Below are 23,908 nucleotides of genomic sequence, written 5' to 3' on the forward strand. Positions count from 1 at the left end.
GGCGCCCTACAGGCCCAGGTCGGCCTCGAACGCGCCCTCTTCCAGCCGCTCACGGATGGCCGTGACGAACCGGCCAGCGTCCGCGCCGTCGACGAGCCGGTGGTCGTAGGTCAGCGGCAGGAAGCACACCGAGCGGATCGCGATGACGTCTTCACCGTCCGGGCCGGCCACCACCTTGGCCTCCTTGGTGATCGCGCCGGTACCGAGGATCGCGACCTGGGGCTGGTTGATGATCGGCGTGTCGAACAGCGCGCCCGAGCTGCCGATGTTGGTGATCGTGAACGTGCCGCCGGACAGCTCCGTCGGGCCCACCTTGTTGTCGCGGGTCCGCGCGGCCAGGTCCGCGATGTGCTTGGCCAGCCCGGCGATGTTCAGCTCGTCCGCGTTCGGGATCACCGGCACGAGCAGCCCGCGCGGGGTGTCGACCGCGATGGCCAGGTGCACGGCCCCGTGGTAGGTCACCTCCTTGCCGTCCTGGTCGATCGAGGCGTTGATCTGCGGGTACTGCTTGAGCGCCTCGACCGTCGCCTTGGCGAAGAACGGCAGGTAGGTCAGCTTGACGCCCTCGCGCCGCTCGAACTCGGCCTTCGCCCGCGCACGCAGCCGGGCGATGCGGGTGACGTCGACCTCCTGCACGGTGGTCAGCTGTGCCGACACCCGCAGCGACTCGCTCATCCGCTGCGCGATCACCTGGCGCAGCCGCGGCATCTTGACCGTGCTGCCCGGCTCGGGGGCGCCCTTCGCCGGGGTGGGCGCCGAACGGCGGACCGGGGCGTCGGACGCCGCTGCGGGCGCCGGGCGGGCGGCCTGCTCCTTCTCCTTGTCCTGCTCCTGCTTGCGCGCTGCGGCCTTCTCTGCGGCGGCGAGCACGTCCTGCTTGCGGATCCGGCCACCGACGCCCGAGCCCGAGACGGTGGACAGGTCGACGTCGTTCTCGGAGGCGAGCTTGCGCACGAGCGGGGTCACGTAGGGAGCGCTCGACCGGCTGTCGCCGTCGTCCGCGGAGCCCTCGTCCGAGCCGGCGGCGCCGGAGGGACGCTTCGGCTGGTTCTCCGGCTCCTCGTCGCGCTCCGCGCTCTCCTCCGCCTCGGCCGTCGCCTCGCCGTCGCCCGAACCGCGGGGAGCGGGCTGCTCGGCCACGGGCTCCTGGTCGTCGGGTGTCTCGGCGTCGCGCTCCGCGGCCGGGGCGTCGTCGGTCGGTGCCTTCCCTGACCCGTTCGAGCTGCTGCTCTGGTCCCCACCCGACTGCTCCCCGCCGGCCTGGTCGGGATCGCCGACCACCGCGAGCTCGGCGCCGACCTGCACGGTCTCGTCTTCGTCCGCGGTGATCGACAGCAGGGTGCCCGCGACCGGCGAGGGGATCTCCGTGTCGACCTTGTCGGTGGAGACCTCGAGCAGGGGCTCGTCGACCTCGACGGTGTCGCCGACCTGCTTGAGCCACCGGGTCACGGTGCCCTCGGTGACGCTCTCGCCCAGCTCGGGCATCGTGACCGGCGTTCCCGACCCGCCGGACTTGCCCGAGCCGCCCGACTTCCCGGACGCGCCCGAGTCCTGTGCGGTGTCCGACTTCGCGTCGTCCGCGGGCTCGGCGGCCTGGTTCGGGTACTGGGGAGCGTCGTCCCCGCCGCCCGGCTCGGCGTCGGCTTCGTCCTCGGCCGGCGCTTCCGCGGCCTCCGCGGTGTCGTCGGTCCCGGTGTCGTCGGTCTCGGTGTCGTCGGTCTCGGTGTCGTCGGTCTCGGTGTCGTCGGTCCCGGTGTCGTCGGTCCCGGTGTCGTCGGTCCCGGTGTCGTCGGTCCCGGTGTCGTCGGTCTCGGTGTCGGAGTCGGCCTCGGAGTCGGCTCCGCCGCCGGAGTCGCCGTCGCCGTCGCCGATCACGGCCAGGTCGCCGCCGACCTCGACGGTCTCGTCCTCACCGGCGACGATCCGCTGCAGAACCCCTGCGGCGGGGGACGGGATCTCGGTGTCGACCTTGTCGGTGGAGACCTCGAGCAGGGGCTCGTCGACCTCGACCCGGTCGCCCTCCTGCTTGAGCCAGCGGGTGACGGTGCCCTCGGTGACGCTCTCGCCGAGGGCGGGCATCTGGACGGTGAAGGCCATGGCGGGTCGGAGCTCCTGTTCTCGGCCGGCGACGGTGCGGCTCTGGGGATGCGGCTCTGCGGGTTCGGGGGAGGCGGGGCGGATCAGCTGTGAGAATGCAGGGGCTTGCCGGCGAGGGCCAGATGGGCCTCCCCGAAGGCCTCGTTCTGGGTGGGGTGGGCGTGGATCAGGGCGGCCACGTCGTCCGCCTCGGCGTCCCAGTTGTAGACCAGCTGGGCCTCCCCGATGAGCTCACCGACGCGGGCGCCGACCATGTGGATGCCGACCACCGGGCCTGCGGTGCCCTTCGCGCCCTGCTTGACGAGCTTGATCGCACCCTGGGTCTGCAGGATCTGCGACTTGCCGTTGCCGGCGAGGTCGTAGGTCAGCGTCTGCACCTCGCCGAACTTGTCCTTGGCCTGGGCCTCGGTCAGCCCGACCGAGGCGACCTCGGGCTCGCAGTAGGTGACGCGCGGAATACCCATCTCGTCGATCACCGGCGGGTTCAACCCGGCGATGTCCTCGGCGACGAAGATGCCCTGGGCGAACCCGCGGTGCGCGAGCTGCAGGCCGGGGACGATGTCGCCGAGGGCGTAGACGTTGTCGAGGTTGGTGCGGAGCCGCTCGTCGGCGAGGACGAAGCCGCGCTCCATGTTCACGCCGGCCTCCTCGTAGCCGTGCCCGGCGGTGTTCGGGCCCCGGCCGACCGCGACGAGCAGCAGGTCCGCCTCGATGTCCTCCCCGGACTCCAGCGACACCGTGACGCTGTCCTCGGTCTGCTTCGCGCCGGTGAACCGCACCCCGGTCTTGAAGGCGATCTTACGGCGGCGGAACGCGCGCTCCAGCGCCTTCGAGGCGAACTCGTCTTCGTTCGGGACGAGCCGCGGCAGCGCCTCGACGATGGTCACCTCGGAGCCGAAGCTCTTGAACACCGACGCGAACTCCACGCCGATCACGCCGCCGCCCAGGATGACGATCCGCTGCGGCACGGAGTCGAGCCGGATGGCCTCGTTGCTGGTGATGATCCGGCCGCCGACGTCGAGGCCCGGGAGCGTCTTGGAGTAGCTGCCGGTGGCGAGGACGACCTTCTTGCCGACGTACCGGTCGCCGTCCACCTCGACGGCGTTCGGCGCGACGAACTTCCCGGTCCCCGCCACAAAGTTGATCTTCCGGCTCTTCACCAGGCCCTGCAGGCCCTTGTAGAGCTTGGCGACCACGCCGTCCTTGTAGGCGTTCACCCCAGCCATGTCGATCCCGGCCAGCGAGCTCTTGACGCCGATCTTGTCGCCCTCGCGGGCGGCGTCGGCGACCTCGGCGGCGTGCAGCAGGGCCTTCGTCGGGATGCAGCCCCAGTGCAGGCAGGTACCGCCCAGCTTGTCCTTCTCGACCAGCACCACCGACATCCCGAGCTCCGCCGCCCGGAGAGCGCAGGCGTACCCGCCCGAGCCCCCGCCGAGGATCACCAGGTCCGCGTTGTGCTCCGGCACGTCGACATCTCCCTCGGAGTTCGGAAATCGCCAAGCCCGCGCCTGACCGCCGCGCGGGTCGTCGCAGCCCATCCTGTCACTTCCGCGACCGCGAACGGGCGTGCGGTCTCACCGGGAGAAAACCGGGCATCGCGCACGTTGTTCCCCGGGAGCCTCCCTGCGGAGAGGCGAGAGTGGAGGAGGGGCCGCATGGGGTTGTGGGCGCGGCTGCGGGGGCGCAACAGGGCGGGGACGTTGCGCCGCTCGACGGCCGACGACGAAGCGCACCTGCGCGCGTGGGCGGCCGCCCACGAGGGCGTCGAGGCGTTCGTCGAGCCGCGGACGGCCGTCACCGACCACACGATCGTGTTGGTCGCGAAGGACGGCGAGTGGACGCGGAGGCGGATCGCCGGCCCGGCCGGCGCGCGGAAGCTGGCGCGGTCGATGCGGATGCCGGTGTACGACGTGCAGATCGTCGGCTATCCCCAGCGGATGCGCGACCACGACGCCCGGCAGCGGATCCTGCGCGACCGGGAACGCCGCCGCGATCTCGGCGCGTAGCGCTACCCGTTGTCGGCGATGTCCGCCAGCACCGCGGCCAGCGTCCGGACCGGCACGCCCGTGCCGCCCTTCGTCGTGTAGCCGTAGGGCCCGCTCGTGTGGAACGCCGGACCCGCGATGTCGATGTGCGCCCAGGGCAGGCCGTCGTGCACGAACTCGCGCAGGAAGATCCCCGCTGCGAGCATCCCGCCGTTGCGGTGGCCGGTGACGTTGGCGATGTCGGCGACCCGCGAGTCGAGCTCTGCGCGGAGGTGGTCCGGGAACGGCATGGCCCACGCGTCCTCGCCGACCCCGCGGCCGAGCACCGCGACCCGGTCGCGGAACACCTCGCTGCCCATCACGGCCGCCGTGCGCGTGCCGAGGGCGACGAGCTGGGCGCCGGTGAGCGTCGCGGTGTCGATCAGGTAGTCGGGCTCGTCCTCGAGTGCCCGGACGATCGCGTCGGCCAGGATCAGCCGGCCCTCCGCGTCCGTGTTGAGCACCTCGACGGTCTTGCCGCCGTACATCCGCAGCACGTCGCCGGGTCGGTACGCGGTCGACGACGGCATGTTCTCGGCCATCGGCACCGTCGCGGTGACGGTGATCGGCAGCTCGAGCCGGGCGGCGAGCACCGTCGTCGCCACCACCGCGGCGGCACCGGCCATGTCCGAGGTCATGTGGTCCATGTGCGGGGCCGGCTTGATCGAGATGCCGCCGGTGTCGAACGTGACGCCCTTGCCGACCAGCGCCACCGACGCCCGCGGGGCCGGGCCGCCGGACCAGCGCAGCCGCAGCAGCCGCGGCTTGCGCGACGACCCGGCGCCGACCCCGAGGATGCCGCCGTACCCGCCTGCCGCGAGCGCCGCGTCGTCGAGGATCTCGACCTCGAGCCCGGCCGCCTCGCCCAGCGCCGCGGCCCGCGCGGCGAAGCTCTCGGGGAACAGATCGTTGGGTGGGGTGTTCACCAGGTCCCGGGCGGTGGCGACGGCCGTGGCCACCGCGGTCGCCCGGCGCAGCGCGGCCTCCGCATCGTCGGCGGCCGCGTCGGAGGCGAGGTCGACCCGACGCACCGCCGGCCGCCCACCGGCGTTCTTGTACTCGGTGAACGCGTACGCGCCCAGCAGGGTGCCTTCGGCGGTGGCGGTCACGGCCTCGGCAGCCAGGGCATCTGTGGCGGACCACGACAGCGTCGTCACCGCATGGTCCGTGCCGGCCAGCGCCCGGGCTGCGGCGCCCGACGCCCGTCGCAGCTGCTCGGCGGTGGGCCCTTCGTCGCCGGTCGGTCCGACCCCGACGGCGACAAGCAGCGGTGCGGTGATCGTGCCGCGGGTCGGGACGCGGACGACCTCGTCCGCCCGCCCCGTCGCGCCGGCGAGGGCCAGCAGCGCCGCGAGTCCGCCGTCGAACGCGGCGTCGACGGCGGCCGCGCCCGGGGCGAGCCGGGGCCCGTTCTCGGTGTCGTCGTCGCGGGCGGGCAGAACGCCGACCACCACCGCGTCCGCGGTGGCCATCGCGGCATTCGTCCCGCTCAGCAGGTGCAGCTCGGTCACGTGGGCTCCTGACGGATGGACGGGCGCGGGCACCTTCCGGCGGTGAAACCGCATCGAGATGCTAATGACACCGGGGTGCGGCTGATCACGGCAGGTCCGGGTGCGACGCTTGACACTGTGCCTGCGAGCGTCACGCGCCGTCCGGGGACCGCCAACGCGGTCGTCCTCGGCCTCGCCGCGATGCTCGGCGCCGGCGTGTTCGGCGTCTGGGGCCCCGCCGCGGCCGCGGCGGGGGTGTGGCTGCCGGTGGCGGTGGTCGTCGCCGGGATCGTCGCGTTGTGCGTCGCAGCAGCGGGCTCGGACATCGCGCGTGCCCACCCCGAGGGCTGTGCGGTGGGCGGGTCGGAGCTGTTGCCCGCGGGCCTGACCCGCCTGGCGAACCTGGCCTACCTCGTGGGCCGCGCCGCGGTGGCGGGCACGGCGGCGACGGTGTTCGGCAGCTACGTCCTGCCGAGCCGGCCGGTGCTGGCCGCCGTCGGGCTCGTGGTGGTCGTGACGGGTCTGGCGGTCGCCGGCGTGACATGGACGCTCCGGAGTGCGTGGGCGCTGGTCGGCGGGGTCGGCGTCGTGCTCTTCGTGGCGGTGCTCGTCGGGCTCGCGGGCGTGGGTGGGAGCCCTGCCGACGTCTCCGCGGCCGCGCAGGCCGTGGTGCCGGTCGGCCCGGCGTCGGCGGGAGCACCGGGTCTGCTCACGGCCGCGGGGCTGTTGTTCTTCACCTTCGTCGGCTTCTCCCGGCTCTTCCCGCTCGCGACCGAGCTGCCCGAGCCGCGGCGGGTCATCGGCCTGACGCTGGGCGTGGCGCTGCTCGTGCACCTCGCCGTCGCGGCGGCGCTGCTGTGCGGGCTCGGGGTCGACGACGTGGCCACCGCCGCCGCCCCGCTGGCCGCACTGGTCGACGCCGGCGGGGCACCGGCGCTGGGCGTCCTTGTGCGGGTGGGCGCGGCGGTGGCGTGCGGATCGGCGCTGCTCGCGGTACTCGCGGGCGGATCGCGCACCGCGGCGATGATGGCGCAGCGCGGCGAGCTGCCGCGCGTGCTGGGGACGCCGGGACGGCGGGGCGGCCTGTGGCGGGCGGACCTGATGGGCGGGGCGGCCGCGGTGGTCGTCGTCGTGGCGCTCGGCCCGGTGGGTGCGCTGACCGTGGCGTCGTGCGCGCTGCTCGTGCACTACGCGCTCGTCGCCATGGCAGCCGTGCTGCTGCCCGCTTCGGCGCGCAGCTGGCCGACCTCGATCTTCGCGACGGGTGCGGTGCTGTGCGTGCTGCTGGCGCTGCTGCTGCCCGTCCGCGGGCTCGCGGTGACGGTGGTGGTGCTCGTGGTGCTGTGGGTCCTGACGACGGTGAACGTCCGGCGTCGCGCGCGAGCTGACCGGTAGCGTCTGCCCTCGTGGCGACCGAGACCCTGCGCACCGGCCCCCTGCACGACCGGCACGTCGCCCTCGGCGCGACGATGGGCGGCTTCGGCGGGTGGTCGATGCCGATCTCCTACCCGGGCGGCTCCGTCGCCGAGCACACAGCGGTGCGTACAGCGGTCGGGATCTTCGACGTGAGCCATCTCGGCAAGGCGTCGGTGACCGGTCCCGGGGCCGCGGCGTTCGTCGATCGCTGCCTGACCGCGGACCTGGGCCGGATCGCTCCCGGCCAGGCCCAGTACACGCTCTGCTGCGCGGACGACGGCGGCGTCGTCGACGACCTCATCGCCTACCTCGTGAGCCCGGACGACCTGCTGCTCGTGCCGAATGCGGCGAACGCGGCGATGGTGGCCGCGATGCTGCGCGCCGCGGCGCCGGACGGGGTCGAGGTGGTCGATCGGCACGAGGATCTCGCGGTGCTCGCCGTGCAGGGGCCCCGCGCCGCGGAGGCGCTGGTCACGGTGCTGCCGGGGGCGGCGGATCTCGCCGGCCTGGCGTACATGGCGTTCGCCGACGTGGCGGGCATCCGGGTGTGCCGCACCGGCTACACCGGCGAGCACGGCTACGAGCTGCTCGTCCCGGCGGACGAGGCGGGCACCGTGTGGGACGCCCTGCTCGCGGCCGCCGCGCCGCTGCAGGGCAGGCCGTGCGGGCTGGCGGCCCGCGACACGCTCCGCACGGAGATGGGCTACCCGCTGCACGGCCAGGACCTGTCGCGGGAGATCACGCCCGTCCAGGCGGGCAGCGGGTGGGCGGTGGGCTGGAAGAAGCCGGAGTTCTGGGGACGCGCGGCGCTGGTGGCGGAGAAGGACGCCGGCCCGGCCCGGCGGCTGCGCGGCCTGCGGGCGACGGGCCGCGGCGTACCCCGTGCGGGGATGGCGGTGCTCGACGCCGCGGGGGAGCGGGTGGGCGTGACGACCTCGGGAACCTTCTCCCCGACCCTGAAGACCGGTATCGCCCTGGCCTTGATCGACTCGGCGTCGGACGTGGGCCTGGACGACACGGTGTCGGTGGACGTCCGCGGCCGCGCGCTGGCGTGCACGGTGGTGAAGCCGCCGTTCGTGCCCTCGCACGTGCGCTGACCGGGTCGGAGTCAATTAACTCGGACGTCCGACGATTCCGTGTGGCGTGAGGCGCTACCGTCTTCTCATGAGCGCGCAGTTCTCCCGCACCACCCACCCCGCACCCCTGCCGCACGCCCAGCGGGCGGAGATCGTGGCGGCGCCGGGGTTCGGCAAGTACTTCAGCGATCACATGGTCACGATCCGCTGGACCGCGGACCGCGGCTGGCACGACGCGGCGGTGCGGCCGTACGGCCCGCTGGCCCTGGACCCGGCCTCGATGGTGCTGCACTACGGCCAGGAGATCTTCGAGGGGCTCAAGGCCTACCGGCAACCCGACGGCTCGATCGCGTCGTTCCGGCCCGACGCGAACGCCGCGCGGTTCCGTTCCTCGGCGGCGCGCCTGGCGATGGCGCCGCTGCCCGAAGACCTCTTCCTCGCCTCGCTCGCCGAGCTGCTCGACGTCGACCGCGAGTGGGTGCCGCCAGCACACGGTGAGGAGTCGATGTACCTGCGGCCGTTCATGGTGGCGACCGAGGTCGGGCTGGGAGTGCGGCCGTCGGCGGAGTACCTCTACTGCCTGATCGCCTCGCCCGCTGGCCCGTACTTCCCGGGCGGGGTCAAGCCCGTCGACGTGTGGCTGAGCACCGACTACACCCGCGCCGCGCTCGGCGGGACCGGCACCGCCAAGTGCGGCGGGAACTACGCGGCCTCGCTGCTGCCCCAGGCCCAGGGCGCCGAGCACGGTTGCGCGCAGGTGGTCTACCTCGACGCCGAGGAGCACCGCTGGATCGACGAGATGGGTTCGAACAACCTGTTCTTCGTCTACGGCGCCGGCGACCAGATCGAGGTCGTGACCCCCCTGCTGACCGGCAGCATCCTGGCCGGGATCACCCGCGACTCGCTGCTGGTGCTGGCCAAGGAACTGGGCTGCGAGGTCACCGAACGCCGCATCTCCTGGGACGAGTGGCGCGACGACGCGGCCGCCGGCCGGATCACCGAGGTGTTCGGCTGCGGCACTGCCGCGGTCGTCACCCCGATCGGCCGGGTCCGCCACCACGGCGGCGAGGTCGTGATCGGCGATGGCCAGCCGGGCCCCGTCGGCCTGCGGCTGCGCACCATGCTCACCGACATCCAGCGCGGCAAGGCCCCCGACACGCATTCCTGGATGCGCACGCTCGTCCCCGCCTGAGCTCTATCCGGCGGCGACGACGACCAGGGCGGCGGTGACCGCGAGCTCGTTCGCGGCACCGAGGACGTCTCCGGTGACCCCGCCGAACCGGCGGCGGGTGTGCGCCGACAGCCCGATCACCAGCGCCGCCGCGACGGCGACGGCGAGCGGGCCCTGCCACGGGCGCCCGGGGACGACGACGACGGCGGCCGCGGCCAGCGCCGTCCACCACACCGGAGCGACCCACACCGGCTGCGAGCCCGCCACCGTCGCGCCCAGCCCGCCGGGCCGGGCGGCGGGTACGCCGCGGCGCGCGCACCAGGCGAACCCGGCCCGTCCCGTCGCCGCCGCGAGCGGCAGGGCCAGCAGCGCGGTCGCGGGGTGGGCGGCCAGTGCGGTCGCCGCCGCAGCCTGCAGCCCGAGCGCGACCACGAGGGCGGCGACGGCGAACGCGCCCACTCCGCCGTCGCGCATGACCGCGAGCGCCCGCTCGGGCGGGCCGTAGCAGCCCAGGCCGTCGACGGTGTCAGCCAGCCCGTCGACGTGCATGCCGCGGGTGGCCAGCACCAGGAAGCCGACGACGAGCAGGCCTGCGGCCGGCACGCCGAGCGCGGCGAGCCCGACCAGCAACCCCGCGGCGGCGAGGCCCAGCAGGGCACCGACGACCGGAGCCCAGCGGAGCGCACCCGCCGCCGCGCGTTCGACGTCCGTCCCGTCGACCCGGACCGGGAGGACGGTGAGCCAGCTCAGCGCCAGGAACAGCCCGCGCAGGTCACACCCCCGCGTGCGCGATCGGAGTGATCCCGGTGTCGGCTGCGGTGCCGGTCTCCGCGAGCAGCCGTGCCGCCATCGCGAGGAGCGGGACGGCGGCCACGGCGCCGGACCCGTCGTCGAGGCGTACCTGCAGGTCCAGCACCGGTGTCAGTTCGAGGTGCTCGGCCGCGAGGGCCAGCGCCGGCTCGGGGGACCGCTGGGCGAGCAGCCACCAGTCGCGTGCGCCGGGCGCCCACTCGTCGGCGATCAGCGCGGCCGTGACGGGCACCAGGCCGTCGAGCAGCACCGGCGTCCGGCGCACGGCGGCCTGGACGAGGAAGCCGGTGAGCACCGCGATGTCCGCGCCACCCGCGACGCGCAGCAGCGCGAGGGGGTCGCGGGCGTGCGGTCGGGCGCGGCGCAGGGCGTCGCGGATCGCCGCGGCCTTACGCATCCACGTCTCGTCGTCGATCCCGCTCCCGCGACCGACGACGGCGACCGGCTCGGCACCGGTGACCGCCGCGACGAGGACGGATGCCGGGGTCGTGGCGCCGACCCCGATCGCGCCCGGGACCAGGAGATCGGCGCCGCCGTCGACCTCCTCGTCCACCAGCGCCCGCCCCACCGCGAGCGCGCGCTCGGTCTCCTCCTCGGTGAGCGCGTCCGTCCGGTCGATGCGGCCGGTGCCGGCGCCGACGCGGTAGCGGGGATCCGGGGCCAGCGGGCTGTCGGGGGCCGGGGCGTCCGGGGAGTGGTCGACGGCCACGTCGACGACCCGCAGCGACACCCCGGCGGCGAGCGCGAGGACCGCGACGGGGGTGGTGTGCTCGCGGGCGCCGACGACGCGGCGCGCGGTGACGTACGACGGGTAGGCCGAGACGCTGGCGGCGGCGACGCCGTGGTCGGCCGCCACGAGCACCACCCGCGGCCGGGCGACCGGCCGCGGCGGGCAGGTGTCCTGCGCGGCGGCGAGCCAGCATCCCAGCTCGGCGAGCCGGCCCAACGCCCCTGCCGGCACCGCCAGCTCGTCGTACCGGGCGATCGCGGCTCGGCGGGCCTCCGCGTCGGGGGAGGGGATCGGAGGCAGGTGCACGCGCCCATCCTGGCCCGGACCGCCGTACGCGCGCCGCCCGGGCGGGGCCGCTACTTGAGCCGCAGCGCCAACCCGGCGACCAGCAGCAGAACTTCGTCGGACACCGCTGCCAGCGCGGCGTTCAGGGCGCCCAGCTCGTCGCGGAACAGCCGGCCCGCCCGCGTCGGGGGCACGACCCCGAGCCCGACCTCGGCCGAGACCAGAACCACCCGACCGGGGCACGCCGCGACCGCGTCGACCAGCGCGGCGACCCGCTCGCCGACCACAGCCGGGACCGTGGGCTGCTCCCAGGCCTGCGCATCGTCGAGGACACCGGTCAACCAGGTCGCGAGGTCGTCGACCAGCAGCGGCGCACCGGGCTCCGCGGCCCGCAGCAGCGCCGGCACGTCCGGCTCCTCCACCGTCGTCCAGCCGGGCGGCCGACGTACGCGGTGCGCGTCGATCCGCGCGTCCCACTCGGTGTCGCCGGGCCACCGCCGCGCCGTGGCCAGGTACCGCACCGGCGCGTCGGCGGGCAACAGGCCCTCGGCGTACCCGGACTTGCCGGACCGGGTGCCGCCCAGGACCAGGACGGCCACTACGGGTTCGCCCCGCGCTGGACCCGCGGCTTGGGCATCCGCAGCTTCCGCGGCTGGCTCGCCCGGGTGAACGCGTACCAGCCGGTGCCCAGTGCGCCCACCTCTTCGTTCGGGAACCGCTCGCGCGCCTTCCTCGTGGTGGTCAGCCCGAGGTAGACGCCCTCGGCGATCATGACCATCAGCATCGCGAGGCTGAAGAGGCTCATGTACTGCTGCACGGCGGGCGACGGCACGAGCACCGACGCGACCACCACCAGCGCCAGCGGCATGAACAGGCCGATCAGGTGCGGCCGCGAGTCGACGACGTCGCGGATGTAGCCCCGCACGGGGCCGCGGTCACGGGGCGGGAGGTACTTGTCGTCGCCCCGCGCCATCCCCGCGCGCCGTTGCTCCGCCTCGCGACGACGCTGCTCGCGCTGCTGCTCCTTGGGCGGCCGGTTCGCCTTCGCGAACTTGCTGGCCTCACGCTGCGTCTTCGGGGGAGCGGGGGCGGGGCCGCGGCGGCGTCCCTCGGCCTCGCGGCGCTTCGGCGTCGGACGACCCTTGCCCGCGGTGCCGCCCGCGACCCGGACGGATTCCGCCGCGATCGGCGCCACCGCCGTGTCGGCGGTATCCCCGCTGGACGAGCCGTTGGGGGACGAGGAGCGGCGCAGCAGACTCACGCGCACCAGGGTAACGGGCGCCAGCACGCGCACGGGCGAGCCGGACGGGACGAATCGGTCTCCGTCCGGTCACGGGCGCAGGTCGCACGCCGCCGGAGCCGTCGACCGACGGTGGGCCGCATCACCAGTGCGCTACCCCGCCGACCTGTCGGTGCCCGGGCCTATCATGGGACGTGAGCAACCCCGGGCCCGCCGCCGTCGATCGGCACGGGCGGGAACAGACCGGGGACCGCGCGTAGTTGGGAGAGCCATGACCGTCGAGAACACCGTGTCAGTCGAAGAGTTGGCTGAGCCCGCCACTGCGGCGCCCGCAGAGACGCACGGCGTCGAGCTCACCGAGACCGCCGCCGTCAAGGCACGCACCCTGCTCGAGCAGGAGGGTCGCGACGACATGCACCTGCGCATCGCCGTACAGCCCGGTGGTTGCGCGGGCCTTCGCTACCAGCTGTTCTTCGACGACCGCGAGCTGGACGGCGACCTGTTCCGCGACTTCCAGGGCCTGCGTGTGGGTGTCGACCGGATGAGCGCCCCGTACCTGCAAGGTGCGGTGATCGACTTCGTCGACACCATCGAGAAGCAGGGCTTCACCATCGACAACCCGAACGCCGGTGGCTCCTGCGCCTGCGGCGACTCGTTCAACTAGGACGTCCCGACGGCCTCGGTCGGTCAACTCGGCCGAGGCCGGTCACTTTGCGGTCTGCTGGCGTTCATCACCCGGTAGGCTGACTTAACGTGCCTATCGCCGTGACGGGGTCCATCGCGACCGACCATCTGACCCACTTCCCGGGCCGGTTCGCAGACCAGCTCCTGGCCGACCAGATCGACCGTGTCTCGCTGTCCTTCCTGGTCGACCACCTCGTCATCAAGCGCGGTGGTGTGGCCGGCAACATCGCCTTCGCCCTGGGTGTGCTCGGTCACTCCCCGCTGCTCGTCGGCGCGGTGGGCGCCGACTTCGCCGAGTACCGGTCCTGGTTGACCGACCACGGGGTCGACTGCTCGGGTGTGCTGGTCTGCGACGACGTGCAGACCGCCCGCTTCATGTGCACCACGGACGACGACATGCGCCAGATCGCGTCGTTCTACGCCGGCGCGATGGCGCGCGCCCGGGAGATCGATCTCGCGCCTCTCGCCCCGCGTGGCCTCGACATCGTCCTGATCGGTGCCAACGACCCCGACGGCATGCTCCGGCACACCGAACAGTGCCGTGAGCTGGGGATCCCCTTTGCCGCCGACCCGTCGCAGCAGCTGGCCCGGATGGAGGGCCCGCAGATCCGCGGCCTCGTCGACGGTGCGCGCTACCTGCTCAGCAACGACTACGAGTGGGAGCTGATGCTGCAGAAGACGGGCTGGACCGAGGCGGACATCGCGCAGCGCATCGACATCCGGATCACCACCCACAGCGAGAAGGGTGTCGAGATCGTCGGCCGCGACGGCACCGCGCTGAAGATCGGTGTGGTGCCCGCGACCCGGCTGGTCGACCCCACCGGCGTCGGCGACGGCTTCCGTGCGGGCTTCCTCGCGGGCATCGACGGCGGCCTGTCACTCGAGCGTGCGGCGCAGCTCGGCGCGTTGATCGCGACCCTCGTTCTCGAGTCAGACGGTCCCCAGGACTGGACGTGGGACCGGGGGTCGGCCCTCGAGCGCCTCGGCGACGCCTACGGCCCGGACGCCGCCGCCGAGATCGCGCCCGTCGTGCCGGCCTGAACCGGACCGGCCGTCACAGACCCAGTTCCCAGTCGGTCTGCCTGCGCAGGGGCCGGAAACCCAGCTGCTCGTTGATCGCGACCATCCACCGGTTGTCGTCGGCGTTGAACGTGTCGATCGCCCGCACCTCCGGGTGCGCGCGCAGCAGCAGCTCCAGGTTCGCGAGCTTGATCCACAGCCCCAGGCGGTGGCCCCGGTGCGCCAGGGCCACCAGCGTGTCGCCCTGGCTCGAGAAACCGTCCGCCACCACGCAGGTGCTCGCCTCCGTGTAGGCGACGAGCCGGCCGTCGGTGGCCTGAGCGGCGGTGACGGCGGCGCGAACGCCGTTGCGCACCGCCACGGCGTCGCGCTCGCGCACCCGTTCGGCGTCCCAGCGCTGCGGCTCGAAGGCCAGGTCGCCCGTCGGAGCGTCGGTCGACATGCGGCCGATGAGCACCGCGAGGTCGTCGAGGTGCTCCGGCGGTGTGACTCCCGTCCACTGCACGAGCCGGTAGCCGCGCGCCGACAAGCGGGCGGACGCGGTGAGGTCGATCTCGGGTGCCGAGCCGGCCATGGGTCGAGGGTCGCCGCACCGGCCGGGTGCGACGAGCGAATTACCCTCGGCTGCGCCGGGTCAGAGCATCACCGGATACGCCGGCTCCGGCACCTCGGGCCGGATCCGGTCCTCGACGAAGATCCCGTGCCAGATCAGGAAGACCAGCAGCGTCCAGATCCGGCGGCTGTGGTCCACCGGCCCGGCGCGGTGCGCGTCGAGCATCCGCCCCACGGCGGCGAGGTTGACGAGGTGGTCGGCCTGCGAGTCGCGGACGATTCCGCAGGCCCACTCGTACATCTCGGCGCGCAGCCAGTGCCGGATCGGCACCGGGAAGCCCAGCTTGCGCCGGTGCAGCACGTGCGCGGGGATGATGCCGTCGAGCGCGTGGCGCAGTGCCAGCTTCGTGGTGCCCTCCGCCACCTTCTCCGACCGCGGCAGCGTCGACGCCACGGCGAACACCTCGGGGTCGAGGAACGGCACCCGCAGCTCCAGCGAGTTAGCCATGGTCATCTTGTCGGCCTTGACGAGGATGTCGCCACGCAGCCACGTGAACAGGTCGACGTGCTGCATCCGCGCCACCGGGTCCCACTGCGCCGACTCCGCGTAGTGCGCCGCGGTGATGTCGGTGTGGCCGCGCCGGGGGTCGTAGCGCCGCAGGACACCCTGCAGCTGGTCGTCGCGGAAGATGCGGGCGTTGCCGTAGTAGCGCTGCTCCAGCGGCAGGGCCCCGCGGCGCAGGAGGTCCTTGCCCCGCATGCCCTCCGGAAGGTGCCGCGAGGCCTCGCCGAGCAGGCCGCGCAACGCGCCGGGCACCTTCTCGAAGGGCGCCAGCGACAGCGGCTCCTTGTAGATCGTGTAGCCGCCGAACAGCTCGTCGGCGCCCTCCCCTGAGAGCACCACCTTCACGTGCCGGCGGGCCTCCCGGGCGATGAACCACAGCGGCACCAGCGCCGGGTCGGCCACCGGGTCGTCGAGATACCAGACGATCAGCGGCAGCACGTCCATCATCTCGTCCGGCGTGACGGTGCGGACGACGTGCCGCACCCCGATCGCCGCGGCCGACTCGGCGGCGACGTCCACTTCGGAGTAGCCCTCGCGTTCGAAGCCCGTGGTGAACGTGATGAGGTCCGGATTGTGCTGCTTGGCCAGCGCCGCGATCGCCGTCGAGTCGATGCCCCCGGACAGGAACGCGCCCACGGTGACGTCGGCGCGCATGTGCTTGGCCACCGAGTCGCGCAGCACGTCCGCGACCGCGGTGGCGGCGGCCCGTCCGGTGGGGCCGTTCTCGGTGAACCGCGGGGTGAAGTAGCGCTCCTGCTCCACCTCGCCGCCGGGACGGACGGTGAACGTGCAGCCCGACTCGATCCGGCGCACGGCACGGTGCAGGGTGGCCGGCTCCGGCACGTACTGCAGGATCAGGTAGTGCTGCAGGGCGGGCTCGTCCAGGCAGCCGGTGGTGCCGTCGGGGAGGCCGAGCGGGCCCGCGAGCTCCAGCACGCTCTTCTTCTCGCTCCCGAAGGCGACGCCGCCCGGCCCGGAGGCGAAGAACAGGGGCTTGATGCCGAACGGGTCGCGGGCGCCGAACAGCACCCGCTCCTGGGCGTCCCAGATCAGGAAGGCGAACATCCCGCGCAGGCGGGCCACCGACGCCGGGCCCCAGTGGTGGTAGGCCGCGACGATCGCCTCGGTGTCGCCCTCGGTCGCGAACGTGGCCCCGTGCTCGCGGGCCAGCTCTTCCCGCAGCTCGAGGTAGTTGTAGATCTCGCCGTTGAAAACGATTGTGTAGCGGCCGTCGGCGTACGTGAGGGGCTGGTGCGAGCCCTCGACGTCGATGATCGACAGCCGGTTGAACCCGAACACGACGTCGGCGTCGTTCCACGTTCCGCTCTCGTCGGGGCCGCGATGCCGGGCACAACGCAGTGCGTCCGCGACGGGACCCGCCCGACGTTCCGCGTCAGCGCCGGAGGTCAACAGTCCGAGTAGCCCGCACACGGTTACCGAGTATGCCGAGCGGGTCCGAGAGCACGGCGCGCCGCACCCGGCAGGCGAATATGGGGTGTGCTCGGCTACTCTCCCGACAGGCCGTAGAAGGTGCACCGCGACCTGCGACGACGGCTCGCCCCGCGCGACGGGGCGCTGGGCGGGACGAGGCTGTGGAACGAGTCGAGGGAGCACGAGCAGTGGGCCGAGCACAGCGCGGGAGGCACCGGTTCGGGCCGGCGGCGAAACTCGCGGCCCTCGCCGCGGTGACGATCCCGCTCACCACCGGATGCTCGGTCGACGAGGCCCTGCGGTTCGGCTGGCCGCTGGGGGTCACTCCCCAGGCCACCGCCATGCGCGAGTTCTGGACGTGGTCGGCCATCGCGGCGCTAGTGGTCGGGGCGATCACCTGGGGCGCGATGTTCTGGGCGATGATCTTCCACCGCAAGCGCGCGGGCGACTCCGACGTCCCGCCGCGCCAGACGCAGTACAACCTGCCCGTCGAGATCGTCTTCACGATTGTTCCGACGATCATCGTGGCGGTGCTCTTCGCCTTCACGGTGCAGGTGCAGAACAACGTCATGGCGCAGGACCCTGCGCCGGACCTCAAGGTCAACATCACCGCGTTCCAGTGGAACTGGCAGTTCACCTACCCCGACACGAACACTCCGACGGGCGCTCCGGTCACCACGATCGGCACGGCCGACACGATCCCGCTGCTGGTGCTGCCGACGAACCAGAGCATCGAGTTCACCCAGCGCAGCAACGACGTGATCCACAGCTTCTGGGTGCCGGACTTCCTGTTCAAGCGCGACGTCTTCCCGATGCCGGAGAAGAACGACCAGGAGTACATCTGGCGCATCGAGCAGATCGACCGCGAAGGTGCCTTCGTCGGCCGCTGCGCCGAGCTGTGCGGCGCCTACCACGCGGTGATGAACTTCGAGGTGCGGGCGCTGAACCCGGACCTGTTCAACCGCTATCTGCAGCTCCGTCAGCAGGTCAACCCCGCGACGAGCGCTCCCTACACGGCGGGCGAGGCGTTGCAGGCGCTCAACTGCGGGGAGTGGTGCGCCCCGACGGCCGTCACCACCTACCCGTTCAAGACCAACCGCACCGTGCGTTCGGCGTCCGAGCCGCCGACCGGCAGCTGAGCCCGGGAGGAAGTCCAGATGAGGGTCGAGTCCCGGATCTTCGAAATACTGACGATCTTCTTCTTCGCCATCGGCACCATTTACCTGCTCTGGTCGCGAGAGCCCGCCGGTAGCGCCGCGCTGTTCCTGACCGGCGGACTGTCGCTGATCGTCGGCACGTACTTCCGGTTCGTCGCCCGCCGCCTTGAGGCGCCTCGCCCCGAAGACAACCCGGGTGGCGAGATCTCCGACGGTGCGGGCGACGTCGGGTTCTTCTCGCCGGGAAGCTACTGGCCCGTGATCCTGGCCGGCGCGGTGGGGCTGACGGGGATCTCGCTGGCGTTCATGTACTTCTGGGCGGTGGCGATCTCCGCGATCCTTATCGTGATGGCCGTCGGCGGGCTGCTGTTCGAATACCACATCCGCCCGTCGGACCACTGAGCAGCGCGTAGCTGCACGCTTGTTCGGGCTGTCGCATGGCGTGTGCCGGGATCACACCCCGCACAGCAGGTGCGCCGGTCCTACAGGGTGTGTGACGGCCCGGCCGGCGATCAGCCTTCGTCGGTCGGGGACGTGGTCGAACTGTTGGTCACGGTCACCGGGAGGGCCGAGCCGGCGGCTGCCTCGGACGAGCTCACGGCGGTCGGTTCCGCCGGGGCCGTAATGGCGGTCGTCCGTGCATTCGCCACCGTGGTGGGCGTCGGGTCACTGCTGTCGTTCCCGGTGGCCGCATCGGTCGGGCCGGACTGCACGGTGTCGCCGGTGAGCGTCTCGCCCGTGCCCGTCCCGGCGATCGAGCTGAGCGCGACGCCGGCGTTCGCGGCGACGTCCGAGCTGTTCTGGATGAGGTCCGACGGTCCCGTGCCCTCGATCGGGTAGTAGCGGACCCAGTCGACGAGCATCTGCGACGGCGTGGCCGCAGCACCGCCCTTCGGGAACCAGTCGAGCTGCAGCGTCAGGTGCATGGAGCCCGGCGGAAACGCGTCGACCTGCGTGGTCGAGAACCACTCGGTGCCGTCGACGTAGGCGGTGATCTTCGTAGGTGACCACTCGACGGCCCAGTTGTGCCACTGGGTCGCGTCGATCACCTTCTCGCCGCGCAGCTGGCGGCTGTCCTGGCCGTAGTGCAGGAAGAAGTCGGTCTTCTGCCGGGCCGGGTCGCTGATCTCCATGAAGTCGACCTCGCCGCCGACCGGCCAGTTCTCCGCGTCGGGCCACAGCAGCATCACGGCGTGGTAGCTCGGGTCGGCCGCAGGCGCCTTCACCCGCGCCTCCCAGCGCCCGTACTTCGCCCTGCCGAGCTTCCAGGCCATCCCGCCGGTGGTGCCGTCCGGGTCGCCGGTGATCGTGAGGATCCCGCCTGACGCGTTCACCGCGGCCGGCGAGCGGCGGCCCTTGCCCGCGTGGCCGGCGCCGTCGTAGACGCCCCAGTTCGACAGAGTGCCGTCGAAGTCCTCGACACCCGCGGCAGCGCCCCAGGCGAGCGCGCCGGCCGCGGTGGTCGGGTCGATGGGGTTCGGGTCGACGGGTGCCGGGTCGACGGGTGCCGGGTCGACGGGGTTCGGATCAATGGGGTTCGGATCGACGGACGTGCTCGGATCGACGGTGTCGTCGGAGTCGAAATCACCGCCAGAGCTGCCGCTGCTCGAGCTGCCGCTGCTCGAGCTGCCGCTGCTCGAGCTGCCGCTGCTCGAGTCGTCGTCGCCGCTCGACGAGCTGTCGTCCGCCCCGACCGTGCCCGTCGCGGTGGCCGTGTCCGTGCTCGAGGCGGCGACCGTCGCATCCGCCGCGGTCGCGGTCGCGGTCGTCGTCGCCGACGGGCTCGGTGTCGGGGTGACCGTGGCCGAGCTACTCGTCGTGGCGACCGACGTCGAGCCGGACGACGTCCCGGCGAGGACCCCGCCGGTCGCGCTCTCGGTCGGGGTGCCCGTGTCCATCGGGATCGCCGCCCGCGCCTCCGCCGCCGCCAGCAACTGCTCGTCGGGCATGCAGTCCGTCGCGGCGTAGCCGACGGCGATCGCCCGCGCGGCGGAGGTGGCGAGGGCGGGGTCCGTGGTTGCGGTGCCGACCGTCAGCAAGCAGGCGAGGCTCGTGTCGGCCACCGGGGTCACGTCCGGCGGCGCGGTGAGGAACGGGCCGTTGTGCGGCACGACGCTCCCCAGCGCGAGCAGCCCCACCGCTGCCACCCGCCGCAGCGCCTCCAGGCCGCCGACCATCCTCTGGCTCCTCCTCGTGCGCCGCACCCGGCGCGTCCACACACTCGACCGAGCCGATGGTCGACGTCCGGAGCGCCTTGCGGGAGCCGAATTGTGGGGGGACGTAACCCCTCAATGCCGGGGCTCGACTACTTCCGCGACGGTGTTACGCCGGACCCCGCGGATGAGGGGGATCGGGCACCCCCGTTGGCGGCTTCCGACTGCGGCGTCGGGCCGCGAGGCTCTAGCCGCAGGTCGCCGAGTGCAGTGGGGGAACCGGCCAGATGTCCGACAACGATCAGCACCGGGGCGCCGACGCCCGCGGTGAGGCCCGGGCCAGGAGCGTCCGCATCGGTCGCACCGCGGTCACCGGATGGGCGCTGGCCGCGGTCCTGGTCGTCGCCGGCTTCGGCACGGCGATGGGTGCGACTCCGGTTGCCGTCGCGCAACCGGTGGCGGTCGCCGACACCGCCGACACCGGTCCCGCCGCGGTGCTCGACCCGCTCGACCTGCTGCCCACTGCGCGGCCGTTGAGCCCGGCGGCGGTGATGCCGATCCTGCCGACGATCGCGTCGGCTCCGACGGCGACCGTCACGGAGACCGCCACTGCGGGTACCCCGACCGCCTCGGTGCCTGCCGCGCAGCTGCGCAAGGCCGAGTTCACGACCGACGCGCCCGACACCCGCGCCTCCGCCGCGATCCGCACGGCGCTCGCCCAGATCGGCCTGCCCTACGTGTGGGGCGGCAACGGGCCCACGAACGGCGATGCCGGGTTCGACTGCTCGGGCCTCACGACCTTCAGCTACGCGAGCGCGGGCGTGCCCCTGCCCCGCACCGCGCACACCCAGTACAACGCCGGCCCGCACGTCCCCGACGGAGTGCCGCTGCAACCCGGCGACCTCGTGTTCTACGGCACGACGGCACGCGTGCACCACGTCGGCATGTACCTCGGCGCCGGCCGCATGGTCAACGCTCCGACGTTCGGCAAGCCCGTCCAGGTCGCGTTCTACCGCTACCGCGGCGACGATTACCTCGGCGCGACCCGCCCGGCCGCCGCGCCGGGGTCACTGACCAGCGGGATCCTGCCCTACGTCGACCCGGCCCAGCTGCCGCCCATCGCACCGTCCGTCCCGCAGATCTTCACGGCGCCGACGGCTCCGATGGTCACGCTGCCCCAGCCGGGTGACACGTCCCTCCCACCCGAGCAGGTCTCGGCGGCGCGGGCGATCCAGGAGAGCGACGCCGTCGCGGTCAAGACCGTGGTCGCACAGCCGACGCCGGTCGCCGGTGCCACCACCTCGGCGTCCGCGCCGGTCACGACGGCGCCCGCCGCCCCGGCTCCGGTGGAGACGGGCGTCGCCGGCACGCCCACCTCCACTCCGCCCGTGAGCGGTGCGCCGGTCGCCGGGACGACGACCTCGACGTCCGCTCCGGCCGCTCCGGCGGCCCCGGCGGCCCCGGCAGCCCCGGCCGCTCCGGTGACGTCGACAACGGTCACTGCACCGGCGACCACGGCCACGACCTCCGCTCCGGTCACGTCGACGACACCGGCTCCCGTCATGACGACGACGAAGACGAAGACGAAGGCCTCGACGCCGCCGAAGACGACCACGACGCCCGCGGCGACCAAGACGACGGCCAAGGTGACCACTGCACCGTCGCCCGCGACGGACGACACCACCACGGCGAAGGCGGTGAAGACCACCGAGGACGACGAGACGTCCGCCGAGAAGGCGACCAAGACGTCCGAGAAGACCACCGAGGAGAAGGCCGAGGAGACGACCGAGGAGACGACCGAGAAGTCGAGCGACGCCGACGACAAGGAAGCCTCGGACGACAGCAGCGACTCCTCGGGCGACGGCGGCGACGGCTGAGGCCCGGTTCTCGCCGCCCGCTCAGCCGATGAGGTCGAGGACGATCTCGTCGGCTCCTGCCGGCGCCACTTGGACATCGACCACCCACTCCTGCCGGTAGCGGTGGCAGGCGGCGAAGACGCCGTCCCCGTCGCATGCCGCGGCGACGGCCTCCACGCGCAGCGGCCCGGGTCCGGTGAGCCGCAGTTCGCGCTCCAGGCCGGGGGTCGTCCCCGAGCCGGCCGACAGCAGCCCGTCGCTGTCGACGGTCAGCGAGGTGGGGTCGCCGAATCGGTGGTCGACGTGTTGTCCGTCCGCCGGGGTGAACCGGACCCGGAGGGCCACCGGCCCAGGAGCGACCTCGGCCGAGATCCGCACCGGACCGGCGGGGGTCCGGGTGCGGGCCGGTAGCGGCACCCGCACGAGTCGGTGTGCGGCCGACTCGACGACGACCAAGTCGGGCGCGTCGACCAGCACGTCCGACGGCTCCGCCAGCCCGTCGGCGAGGGTGCTCACCGACCGCGTCGCCGGGTCGTAGCGCCGGACCGCGCCGTTGTAGGCGTCGGCCACCGCGACGGACCCGTCGGGCAGGACCGCGACCCCCAGCGGATGCTGCAGCAGGGCCGGCGGATCGCCGAAGGCGGGGCCGTCGTGCAGGCCGAAGTCGAACAGTCCCTGCCCGGCTGCCGTGGTCACCCTCGGTCCGCCGGTCAGGCCGATGCGGTCCACGGTGCGTAGCGCGGACGACTCCGCGTCCGCCACCCACAGCGCGTCCCCGGAGGGCGCCAGCCCGGACGGCTGGGCGAAGAACGCCTCGCCCGGACCCCCGTCGCGCAGTCCCTCGTCCGCGGTCCCGACCAGCACCGCGACCGTGTCCGCCGCCGGATCGAAGGTCCACAGCTGGTGGCAGCCGGCCATCGCTACCACGACGGACCCGTGCCACCAGGCGACGTCCCAGGGAGTCGACAGCGGGGTGGCCCGCGCCGGCGTGGGCGCCCCGGGAGCGAGACGGGTGCGCAGCTGCGCTCCGGTCCCGGCCACGGTCGACACCATGCCGTCGGCCAGGCGCACCCCGCGCAGCACGTGGTTGCCGGAGTCGGCGACGACGACGTCGTAGCCGACGGCCTCGGCGACCGCGGCCGGCAGCAGCGCGAGCCCGAGCGGCTCGACGAACAGGGGATCGGCACCGTCGCGCAGGCCGCGCCCGCCGCCGATCGTCCGGCGCACGGTGTCGAGGTCGGGATCGAGCTCGACGAGCCGGTGGTGACCGGTGTCGGCCACGAGCAGCCCCCCGTCGGCCAGCCGGACCGCCTTGCCCGGGAACCGCAGCGCACCAGACCCCTCAACAGCGACGGCGTTGTCAGGAAGGCCACCTTCAGGGCGTGTGGTGTCCTGAAGGTGGCCTTCCAGACACTCGGCCGGCTTGCCCGGGGCGGCGGCGAACAGCGGCCCGCGCCGCAGCGCGTCGCCGTACTCCGCCACCAGCTCGTCTACCACCGCCGAGAGCTCCTCGCCGTGGCCCTCGCCCGTCGCCTGCGCGACGACGTACCCACGCGGATCGACGAGCACCAGCGTCGGCCACGCGCGCGCCGCGTAGGCGTCCCAGGTGACCATGTCGGCGTCGTCGAGCACGGGATGGCGCACGTCGTGACGGCGCACGGCCGCGTCGACGGCCTCGGGCCGCGCCTCGTGCGGGAACTTGGGGGAGTGCACGCCCAGCACCACCAGTGCGTCGCCGTGCCGTTCCTCCAGCACCGCCAGCTCGTCGAGCACCCGCAGGCAGTTCACGCAGCCCGCCGTCCAGAAGTCCAGCAGCACGATCCGCCCGCGCAGCTGCTCCGGGCCGACGTCCCGCCCGTTGGTGCCCAACCAGCGCCGTCCCCGCAGCACAGGCGCCCGCACTCGTGACCGTTCCCGCACGGCCCGCCCAACGCCGCAGCCGGCTGTGGTGTTCCTCGGTCACATCCGTTCCGGTCGGGTGTTGCCCGGACGGGTATGTGTGGGCAGGAATCGGCGGGAGAAATGCAGCGCGTCACCATTTCCGCACCCGGCCGGAGGAATATCGAAAGGGAACGGCAGCGACCGTTTGCGAGGTGCTTTTTCCGCCCATTCCAGCCTCGTCCGGCGGGCTGACCTGGCCTGACGGACTCG

At 73.2% G+C, this 23,908-nt stretch carries 19 protein-coding genes and 1 pseudogene; 9 read left to right on the forward strand and 11 right to left on the reverse strand.

The genetic code is table 11. From position 1 onward, the window contains the following. Positions 1-6: 6 nt before the first annotated feature. Positions 7-2,097, reverse strand: coding sequence for a 2-oxoglutarate dehydrogenase, E2 component, dihydrolipoamide succinyltransferase (gene sucB / locus RM445_RS10330; RefSeq protein ID WP_311555946.1), 2,091 nt, complete (start codon positions 2,095-2,097; stop codon positions 7-9). An 83-nt stretch (positions 2,098-2,180) separates the two neighbouring features. Beyond that, a complete protein-coding gene (gene lpdA, locus RM445_RS10335) occupies positions 2,181-3,563 on the reverse strand; it encodes a dihydrolipoyl dehydrogenase (RefSeq protein WP_311555947.1) in 1,383 nt (460 codons plus the stop codon). A gap of 189 nt (positions 3,564-3,752) precedes the next feature. Between lpdA and RM445_RS10340 the strand changes: the two genes are divergently transcribed. After that, positions 3,753-4,103, forward strand: coding sequence for an oxidoreductase (locus tag RM445_RS10340; protein ID WP_311555948.1), 351 nt, complete (start codon positions 3,753-3,755; stop codon positions 4,101-4,103). A gap of 2 nt (positions 4,104-4,105) precedes the next feature. Here RM445_RS10340 and RM445_RS10345 read toward each other — a convergent pair whose 3' ends face one another. Next, positions 4,106-5,686 (reverse strand): leucyl aminopeptidase, encoded by a 1,581-nt coding sequence (locus RM445_RS10345; protein ID WP_449619176.1) that lies wholly within the window; start codon positions 5,684-5,686, stop codon positions 4,106-4,108. A gap of 63 nt (positions 5,687-5,749) precedes the next feature. Here RM445_RS10345 and RM445_RS10350 point away from each other — a divergent pair, with 63 nt between their 5' ends. The 3 genes from RM445_RS10350 (at position 5,750) to RM445_RS10360 (ending at position 9,295) form a co-directional block, all read left to right on the forward strand. Next, positions 5,750-7,006, forward strand: a complete 1,257-nt coding sequence (locus RM445_RS10350) for an APC family permease (RefSeq protein WP_311555950.1) — start codon at positions 5,750-5,752, stop codon at positions 7,004-7,006. A gap of 11 nt (positions 7,007-7,017) precedes the next feature. After that, the gene (gene gcvT / locus RM445_RS10355; RefSeq protein ID WP_311555951.1) at positions 7,018-8,124 is read left to right on the forward strand and encodes a glycine cleavage system aminomethyltransferase GcvT; all 1,107 of its coding nucleotides are present in this window, start codon (positions 7,018-7,020) and stop codon (positions 8,122-8,124) included. Between the two features lie 67 nt (positions 8,125-8,191). After that, positions 8,192-9,295 (forward strand): branched-chain amino acid aminotransferase, encoded by a 1,104-nt coding sequence (locus tag RM445_RS10360; RefSeq protein ID WP_311555952.1) that lies wholly within the window; start codon positions 8,192-8,194, stop codon positions 9,293-9,295. A gap of 3 nt (positions 9,296-9,298) precedes the next feature. On the opposite strand, the gene RM445_RS10365 is transcribed toward RM445_RS10360, so the two are convergent. The 4 genes from RM445_RS10365 to RM445_RS10380 are packed head-to-tail and all read right to left on the reverse strand — an operon-like array spanning position 9,299 to position 12,360. Next, positions 9,299-10,045, reverse strand: a complete 747-nt coding sequence (locus RM445_RS10365; RefSeq protein ID WP_311556026.1) for an adenosylcobinamide-GDP ribazoletransferase — start codon at positions 10,043-10,045, stop codon at positions 9,299-9,301. Between the two features lies 1 nt (position 10,046). Further along, positions 10,047-11,120, reverse strand: coding sequence for a nicotinate-nucleotide--dimethylbenzimidazole phosphoribosyltransferase (gene cobT / locus RM445_RS10370; RefSeq protein WP_311555953.1), 1,074 nt, complete (start codon positions 11,118-11,120; stop codon positions 10,047-10,049). A gap of 50 nt (positions 11,121-11,170) precedes the next feature. Further along, positions 11,171-11,698: a bifunctional adenosylcobinamide kinase/adenosylcobinamide-phosphate guanylyltransferase gene (locus RM445_RS10375; protein WP_311555954.1), complete on the reverse strand. Its 528-nt coding sequence runs from the start codon at positions 11,696-11,698 to the stop codon at positions 11,171-11,173. Further along, a complete protein-coding gene (locus RM445_RS10380) occupies positions 11,698-12,360 on the reverse strand; it encodes a DUF3043 domain-containing protein (RefSeq protein WP_311555955.1) in 663 nt (220 codons plus the stop codon). Before RM445_RS10380 ends, RM445_RS10375 begins: the two co-directional genes overlap by 1 nt. 250 nt (positions 12,361-12,610) lie before the next feature. Here RM445_RS10380 and RM445_RS10385 point away from each other — a divergent pair, with 250 nt between their 5' ends. Both RM445_RS10385 and RM445_RS10390 read left to right on the forward strand, forming a co-directional pair. Beyond that, the gene (locus tag RM445_RS10385) at positions 12,611-13,003 is read left to right on the forward strand and encodes a HesB/IscA family protein (RefSeq protein ID WP_311555956.1); all 393 of its coding nucleotides are present in this window, start codon (positions 12,611-12,613) and stop codon (positions 13,001-13,003) included. Positions 13,004-13,104: 101 nt separating this feature from the next. Beyond that, on the forward strand, positions 13,105-14,064 hold the full coding sequence (locus RM445_RS10390; RefSeq protein ID WP_311555957.1) for a carbohydrate kinase family protein: 960 nt from the start codon (positions 13,105-13,107) through the stop codon (positions 14,062-14,064). A gap of 13 nt (positions 14,065-14,077) precedes the next feature. Here the strand turns inward: RM445_RS10390 and RM445_RS10395 are convergent, their stop codons facing one another. Both RM445_RS10395 and asnB read right to left on the reverse strand, forming a co-directional pair. Continuing rightward, positions 14,078-14,617: a hypothetical protein gene (locus RM445_RS10395; protein WP_311555958.1), complete on the reverse strand. Its 540-nt coding sequence runs from the start codon at positions 14,615-14,617 to the stop codon at positions 14,078-14,080. 60 nt (positions 14,618-14,677) lie between these two features. Next, positions 14,678-16,591 (reverse strand): asparagine synthase (glutamine-hydrolyzing), encoded by a 1,914-nt coding sequence (gene asnB, locus RM445_RS10400; RefSeq protein ID WP_311555959.1) that lies wholly within the window; start codon positions 16,589-16,591, stop codon positions 14,678-14,680. Positions 16,592-16,779: 188 nt separating this feature from the next. On the opposite strand from asnB, the gene ctaC reads away from it, so the two are divergent. Together ctaC and RM445_RS10410 are read left to right on the forward strand one after the other, a co-directional pair. Continuing rightward, positions 16,780-17,730, forward strand: a complete 951-nt coding sequence (gene ctaC / locus RM445_RS10405) for an aa3-type cytochrome oxidase subunit II (RefSeq protein WP_311555960.1) — start codon at positions 16,780-16,782, stop codon at positions 17,728-17,730. An 18-nt stretch (positions 17,731-17,748) separates the two neighbouring features. Further along, complete coding sequence (locus RM445_RS10410; protein WP_311555961.1) at positions 17,749-18,150, forward strand: cytochrome c oxidase subunit 4; 402 nt, start codon at positions 17,749-17,751, stop codon at positions 18,148-18,150. Between the two features lie 110 nt (positions 18,151-18,260). Here RM445_RS10410 and RM445_RS10415 read toward each other — a convergent pair whose 3' ends face one another. Then, positions 18,261-19,925 (reverse strand): glycoside hydrolase family 16 protein, encoded by a 1,665-nt coding sequence (locus RM445_RS10415; protein WP_311555962.1) that lies wholly within the window; start codon positions 19,923-19,925, stop codon positions 18,261-18,263. Positions 19,926-20,575: 650 nt separating this feature from the next. Between RM445_RS10415 and RM445_RS32735 the strand changes: the two are divergent. Beyond that, positions 20,576-20,959, forward strand: a pseudogene (locus RM445_RS32735) (C40 family peptidase); the annotation flags it as partial. 840 nt (positions 20,960-21,799) lie between these two features. Here the strand turns inward: RM445_RS32735 and RM445_RS10425 are convergent. Then, on the reverse strand, positions 21,800-23,659 hold the full coding sequence (locus tag RM445_RS10425; RefSeq protein WP_311555964.1) for a thioredoxin-like domain-containing protein: 1,860 nt from the start codon (positions 23,657-23,659) through the stop codon (positions 21,800-21,802). Positions 23,660-23,908: the final 249 nt, after the last annotated feature.

Source organism: Pseudonocardia charpentierae (assembly GCF_031845345.1).
Classification (GTDB): domain Bacteria; phylum Actinomycetota; class Actinomycetes; order Mycobacteriales; family Pseudonocardiaceae; genus Pseudonocardia; species Pseudonocardia charpentierae.